Annotated in this window: 8 protein-coding genes and 2 pseudogenes; 6 read left to right on the top strand and 4 right to left on the bottom strand. The window is 63.3% G+C overall.

Annotation, left to right across the window (positions count from 1 at the left end; translation table 11 throughout):
• Positions 1 to 66: 66 nt before the first annotated feature.
• From DI606_RS19345 to DI606_RS19330, 4 genes and pseudogenes are all read right to left on the bottom strand, one after another.
• Positions 67 to 258, bottom strand: coding sequence for a transposase (locus DI606_RS19345; RefSeq protein WP_293985567.1), 192 nt, complete (start codon positions 256 to 258; stop codon positions 67 to 69).
• Between the two features lie 82 nt (positions 259 to 340).
• Positions 341 to 587: pseudogene (locus DI606_RS19340) on the bottom strand (transposase); the annotation flags it as partial.
• Positions 578 to 742: pseudogene (locus DI606_RS19335) on the bottom strand (IS5/IS1182 family transposase); the annotation flags it as partial. The pseudogenes DI606_RS19335 and DI606_RS19340, both read right to left, overlap by 10 nt.
• Positions 743 to 881: 139 nt before the next feature.
• Entirely contained in the window at positions 882 to 1,751 is an 870-nt protein-coding gene (locus DI606_RS19330; RefSeq protein WP_293985565.1) for an MBL fold metallo-hydrolase, read from the bottom strand.
• Positions 1,752 to 1,819: 68 nt separating this feature from the next.
• On the opposite strand from DI606_RS19330, the gene DI606_RS19325 reads away from it, so the two are divergent.
• The 6 genes from DI606_RS19325 to DI606_RS19300 all read left to right on the top strand — a co-directional run bounded on the left by DI606_RS19325 (position 1,820) and on the right by DI606_RS19300 (position 5,275).
• A complete protein-coding gene (locus DI606_RS19325) occupies positions 1,820 to 2,137 on the top strand; it encodes a helix-turn-helix transcriptional regulator (RefSeq protein ID WP_293985563.1) in 318 nt (105 codons plus the stop codon).
• A 4-nt stretch (positions 2,138 to 2,141) separates the two neighbouring features.
• Positions 2,142 to 2,660 carry a rhodanese family protein gene (locus tag DI606_RS19320; protein WP_293985561.1) on the top strand — a complete coding sequence of 173 codons (519 nt, stop codon included), beginning with the start codon at positions 2,142 to 2,144 and terminating at the stop codon, positions 2,658 to 2,660.
• A 7-nt stretch (positions 2,661 to 2,667) separates the two neighbouring features.
• A complete protein-coding gene (locus DI606_RS19315) occupies positions 2,668 to 3,447 on the top strand; it encodes a sulfite exporter TauE/SafE family protein (protein WP_293985559.1) in 780 nt (259 codons plus the stop codon).
• Between the two features lie 100 nt (positions 3,448 to 3,547).
• On the top strand, positions 3,548 to 3,793 hold the full coding sequence (locus tag DI606_RS19310) for a hypothetical protein (RefSeq protein ID WP_293985557.1): 246 nt from the start codon (positions 3,548 to 3,550) through the stop codon (positions 3,791 to 3,793).
• 51 nt (positions 3,794 to 3,844) lie between these two features.
• The gene (locus tag DI606_RS19305) at positions 3,845 to 4,372 is read left to right on the top strand and encodes a transposase (RefSeq protein WP_293985555.1); all 528 of its coding nucleotides are present in this window, start codon (positions 3,845 to 3,847) and stop codon (positions 4,370 to 4,372) included.
• Positions 4,373 to 5,275 (top strand): transposase, encoded by a 903-nt coding sequence (locus DI606_RS19300; RefSeq protein WP_293985553.1) that lies wholly within the window; start codon positions 4,373 to 4,375, stop codon positions 5,273 to 5,275.
• The last annotated feature ends 200 nt before the right edge of the window (positions 5,276 to 5,475 follow it).

Genomic DNA, 5,475 nt, shown 5'->3' with positions numbered 1-5,475 from the left:
GCTGTGGGGACAGTCAGATGGGCCGTGGCGCGACCATATTTTCGGTCGTGACCGAGGTTATCGCCGTCAGGATTTGTCGTTGATCGCCCGGATCATTCCCGGCACGCCGATGAGGGTGATGGCGCGCCTGATATTGTAGGCAAGCGCGGTCAGGCTGCATTCGGCGCGGATCTTCTCCAGCCCGCGCATCAGGAATGCGCCCTGGTTCATCGACTGCTTGATCGTGCCGAACGGGTGTTCGACCGTGGAGCGGCGGATGACCAGCAGGTCTGGCCGCTTTGCGAGGCGCGCGGCCGTGCGTTCGATTGATCTGCCCCCATCGAGTGGACCGTTTGGTTTGTTAGTGGATTAAGCCCGGTGTCGTCGTTTCCGGTGCCGGTGGTCGGTATCCCAGACTGCTATGCGGGCGGACGGTGTTGTAATGCCGCCGCCAAGCTTCGATCAGCACCTTGGCTTCGACGAGGCTGTAGAAGATCTCGCCGTTGAGCAGTTCGGCGCGAAGCGACCCGTTGAGCCACAGGCCGGGCGAAGCCCAACCTTTCGTTATAGCCATTCTCCCATGGTGATCCCGGTGTGATGTAGGGCGACCCCTCTCGCTGTAGAAGGGACGCAACTGCTCGCGCAGGTTCGACAGGTCGATGAAGCGGTTGATCGAGCGCAGCAGGTGGTCCGACGGCACGTGCCGTTATAGGTTGAAGCTGTAGAACAGCGACTCCTGCGACACGGTTCGCTCGCCCATCATCCGCACGTATCCCGCCGACCGACGAGAGTGAATCAGACAGGCACAACGACTTCTAGGGGGCGTTTTTCAACACAATCAACCGAAGTCAGACGTTCCGAAGGGCGGCGTGCGGCAAGAAACGGGAATGACGGCCCAAGCCTCACTTCGCTTTCCATTTCACCGGGATGCGCAGGTACGTCACGCCGTTTGCTTCGGCCTCATCGAAGTGACCCGCGCGAATATTGACCTGGATCGAGGGCAGCAGGAGATTGGGCACGGATAGCCCGGCGTCGCGCTGCTCGCGCATGGCGACAAACTCGTCCTCGCTCACGCCATCATGGACGTGAACGCTCGACCGCCGCTGTTCGCCCACCGTCGTCTCCCAGCGATAGTCATCGCGGCCTGGCGCCTTGTAATCGTGGCACAGAAATAGCCGCGTTTCGTCGGGTAGCGCCAGCAAACGACGGATCGAGCGGTACAGCGTGCGCGCATCCCCGCCGGGAAAGTCCGCGCGGGCGGTGCCATAATCAGGCATGAACAGCGTATCGCCGACGAACGCAGCATCGCCGATCAGATAGGCCACGTCTGCTGGCGTGTGGCCGGGGACGTGCAGCACCTCGACTTCCAGCTCGCCGATCGTGAACCGATCGCCATGGTCAAAAAGGCGGTCGAAATCCGATCCGTCCGTCTTCAGGTCATCCATAGCGAACACGGAGCGAAAGATCTTCTGCACATCGCGGATATGCGCGCCGATCCCAATCCATGCGTTGGTATGCGCCTTGATAAAGGGCGCGGCTGACAAGTGATCGGCATGGGCGTGCGTCTCCAGCACCATTGCGATCCTCCAGTCCTGCTTGCAGGCGAAGGCGACGATCCGCTCAGCCGAGCGCGTATCGGCGACACCGCTGGCCATGTCGAAGTCGAGGACCGGATCGATCACCGCCGCTGTCCGCGTCGCGGGATCGCCCACGAGGTAGCTGATCGTGTTCGTCGGCTCGTCGAAAAACGCCTCGATGAAGGGTTGGATCATGACTTCCTCCGTTAGCTCTTGCCAATATATTAGGCGATGCTACATAAGCAATGACTAATGGAGTAGCGATGATGCTCAAACCGCCTATGGACCTAGCGACATTCGAGGCGAAAGCCGGACAGGTCGCCGACACGCTGAAGGCGATCGGCAATGCGCGCCGGCTGATGCTGCTGTGCAAGCTGGTCGAGCATGGCGAGGTGACGGTCGGCGATCTGGCCCGCGATGTCGGCCTGTCGCAGTCGGCCTGCTCACAGCACCTTGCGAAGATGCGCGACGAAGGCCTCGTCACCTACCGGCGGGAAAGCCAGACGCTTTGGTACGCCATTGCAGACCCGCGCGTCGAAACGCTGCTCGCCACCCTCTACCAGCTCTACTGCAAGGATTGACGCGATGACGCTTCCGACCCTTTCTCCCGCGGATACCCTTACCGCGATCGATGCCGGTGCGCGCCTGATCGACATTCGCGGCGCTGACGAACATGCACGCGAGCGCATCCCCAATGCGATGAACGTGCCGCTCGACCGGATCGGCGATCTCCCGCAAGACGATCGCCCGATCATCTTCCACTGCAAATCAGGGATGCGCACCGCCGCCAATGCCGCCCAGCTCGGCGCGGCAGCGGGTAGCGCGCCCGCCTACATCCTCGGGGGCGGCATCGACGCGTGGCGCCAAGCAGGACAGCCAACTGTCGCCGATCGGTCGCAGCCGCTGGAAATCATGCGGCAGATGCAGATTACCGCCGGAGCGCTGGTGTTGATCGGCGTGCTGCTGGGCATGTTCGTCGCCCCCGGGTTCTTTGGGCTGTCGGCGTTCGTGGGCGCGGGGCTGATGTTCGCCGGTGTGACAGGGTGGTGCGGCATGGCCAACCTGCTGCGCGTCATGCCCTGGAACCGGCGCGCGGCCGCCTGAGGCGATCATGGACACCGCCGCCATCCTTGCCACGCTCGCATCGGGCGGCGTGATCGGTCTGATCCTTGGCCTCGTCGGCGGGGGTGGATCGATCCTCGCCGTGCCGCTCCTGATCTATGTTGCCGGCGTGGGATCGCCGCACGCTGCGATCGGAACGGCCGCTGTCGCCGTCACGGTCAACGCACTAGCCAGCCTGATCGGCCATGCGCGGGCTGGCCGCGTGAAGTGGCGGTGCGCCGGTGTCTTCGCCGTGTCGGGCATGATCGGGGCGGCGTTGGGCGCAGAACTGGGCAAGGCGTTCGACGGCAAGCGGCTGCTCGTCCTGTTCGGACTGCTGATGATCGGCGTTGGCGCGTCGATGTTGCGCAAGCGCCGCACGGCGGAAGTGCCGGACGTGCAGCTGACCCGCGACAGCGCGTCGACGCTGCTGCCCCGCCTGGTGCCGATCGGGCTGGGCGTCGGGCTTGCCGCCGGCTTCTTCGGGATTGGGGGCGGGTTCCTGATCGTGCCTGGGCTGATTCTCGCGACCGCAATGCCGCTGCCGTTCGCGATCGGCACGTCGCTGGTAATTGTCAGCGCGCTGGGACTGACTACCGCAACCTCGTACGCAATGTCAGGGCTGGTCAATTGGGGCGTGACCGCGCTGCTGGTGGCAGGCGGAGTTTTCGGGACGATCGGCGGTATCGCGCTGGGCAAGATCCTTGGCACCCGCAAGGGGCTGCTCGAACGTGGCTTTGCCGGCGTGGTGATCGCAATCGGGGCCTATCTCATTGCGTCGTCAATTTAATCCGCGCCCCTCTTCCGAAATGGGACTCAGGCCGTCCGAAAACCTGACTACGGTTCCAGTGATATGGACCGCTTGGAAGCCCCATCGGGGGTTAGGGAATTTGCTGGCCGATCGCCGCGCCATCGACACCGCAAGCGCGCTTGCCAACTGGGCTATCAATACCCCGAAACTGACCTTTCTTGCGGCCGGGGCGCCGGAGGAAGAGGTTCCAATGCCGAAAAGTTCATACGCTAACAGCAAACCCACCGTGATGATGCAGCCAATGTGGATCCAGAAGGCGGTTTTAGAAGCGGGTCCGAACTTCATTGCTCACCTCTTTGATGCAGGTTTGATACGGCTCGAATGAAGGAGCAATCCGCCTGATTCCCTTGCTGAAGACAACGGATATGCCGTGTCTATGGCGTACATCGAAGGTCATGCTCGGGATCAAGCGCTGCTGCTGCTGCCGGCGTCGGTCGAGGATTATGTGGCAGCGGACAATGCGGTGCGGTTCATCGATGCCTTCGTTGATGACCCCAATCTTGGCGCTGCCGGTTTCCAGCGGACGCAGCCGAAGGCGACGGGGCGTCCCGGTTACGATCCGGCCAATATGCTCAAGCTCTATCTGTACGGCTACCTCTCCCGTGTGCGGTCGAGTCGGCGCCTGGCGGCAGAGGCAGGCCGCAATCTCGAACTGATCTGGCTGCTGCGCGGGGTACGTCCGGATTTTCGAACCGTCGCCGACTTCCGCCGTGATAACCGGGCCGCGTTCAAGGCAGTGCTGCGCGCCTTCTTGGTGCTGTGCCGCAACCTCGATCTGTTCGGGTGCGAGTTGCTAGCGGTGGACGGCACGCGGCTGAAGGCGGTGGAAGGTCGGGCGCGCAACTTCAGCCGCGAGCGGTTGGCGACCTATTTCGCCTCGGCCGATGCCCAACTGGAGCGCTAATTGGCCGAACTGGACCAGATCGACTGCGGCGAGGATGTTGCCGGCACCGGCCGCGTCAAGACGCTGGCGACCAAGATCGCCAAATTACGCAAGCAGCGTCAGGCCAGCGCGGCGCTCATGAGCCAGTTGGAGGAAAGCGGCGAAGGACAGATTTTGCTCACCGACCCCGATGCCCGTGCCATGGTCGCCCATGGTAAGGTGACCATCGGCTACAACGCGCAGGTGGCGGTCGATGCGAAGCATAGCCTGATCGTCGAGCAGCACGTTACCAATGCCAACGACATGGGCCTGCTGGCACCCACCGCCGGGGCGGCAATGAAGACGCTCGGGGTCGAGCGGATCGATGCGGTTGCGGACATGGGGTATCACAACGGCGAGGATATCGAGGCCTGCGAGGCGGCCGGCATCACGCCCTACATTCCCCGCCCGCACCGCGGCATCAACGTCAGCAACGGCCTCTATCCCGAGGAGCGGTTCCGGTACGATCCGGCAGTCGACGCCTATCGCTGTTCCGGCGGGCAAATACTCGACACCCGCCACAGTTTGATCGCCCGCGGGTATGTGACGGTTCAGTATTCCAGCCCCGCCGCCTGTGCCGGCTGCCAGATGAAGGCGCTATGCACCACGGGACGCTGGCGGCGCGTCAACCGTTGGGAGAAGGAACACCTCATCGAGCGCACGGCCCCGCGCCTCGCAAAGCGGCCAGACCTCCTGGTCATCCGCCGCCCCACGGTCGAACACCCGTTCGGCACGATCAAGCGGTCGATGAACCGGGGCGCGTTCCTGATGCGCGGGCTGGAGAAGGTCCGCGCCGAATTCAGCCTGACCGCGCTTGCCTACAATATCAGGCGCGCCATCACCCTCATCGGCGTGCCGGGAATGATCCGGGCGATCAACGACTGATCCTGACGGCGATAAACTCGGTCACGACCGAAAATGTGTTCGCGCCACGGCCCATCTGGCTGTCCCCACAGCGCAGGCGTCGGCAAATATCCAGCGTCCAGCAATTCCCCCCTGGGCGTCCCCACCGGACCGAATCGCGTCGCGTCTTCGGACGGTCTGGATCCCAAACGAGACGGCTTTGTCTGTCTCGCTGGCCGTTC

It is taken from the genome of Sphingobium sp. (assembly GCF_003248505.1).
GTDB lineage: Bacteria > Pseudomonadota > Alphaproteobacteria > Sphingomonadales > Sphingomonadaceae > Sphingobium.
The sequence above is the reverse complement of the archived record's forward strand: the minus strand, read 5'-3'. Positions and strand labels throughout refer to the sequence as shown.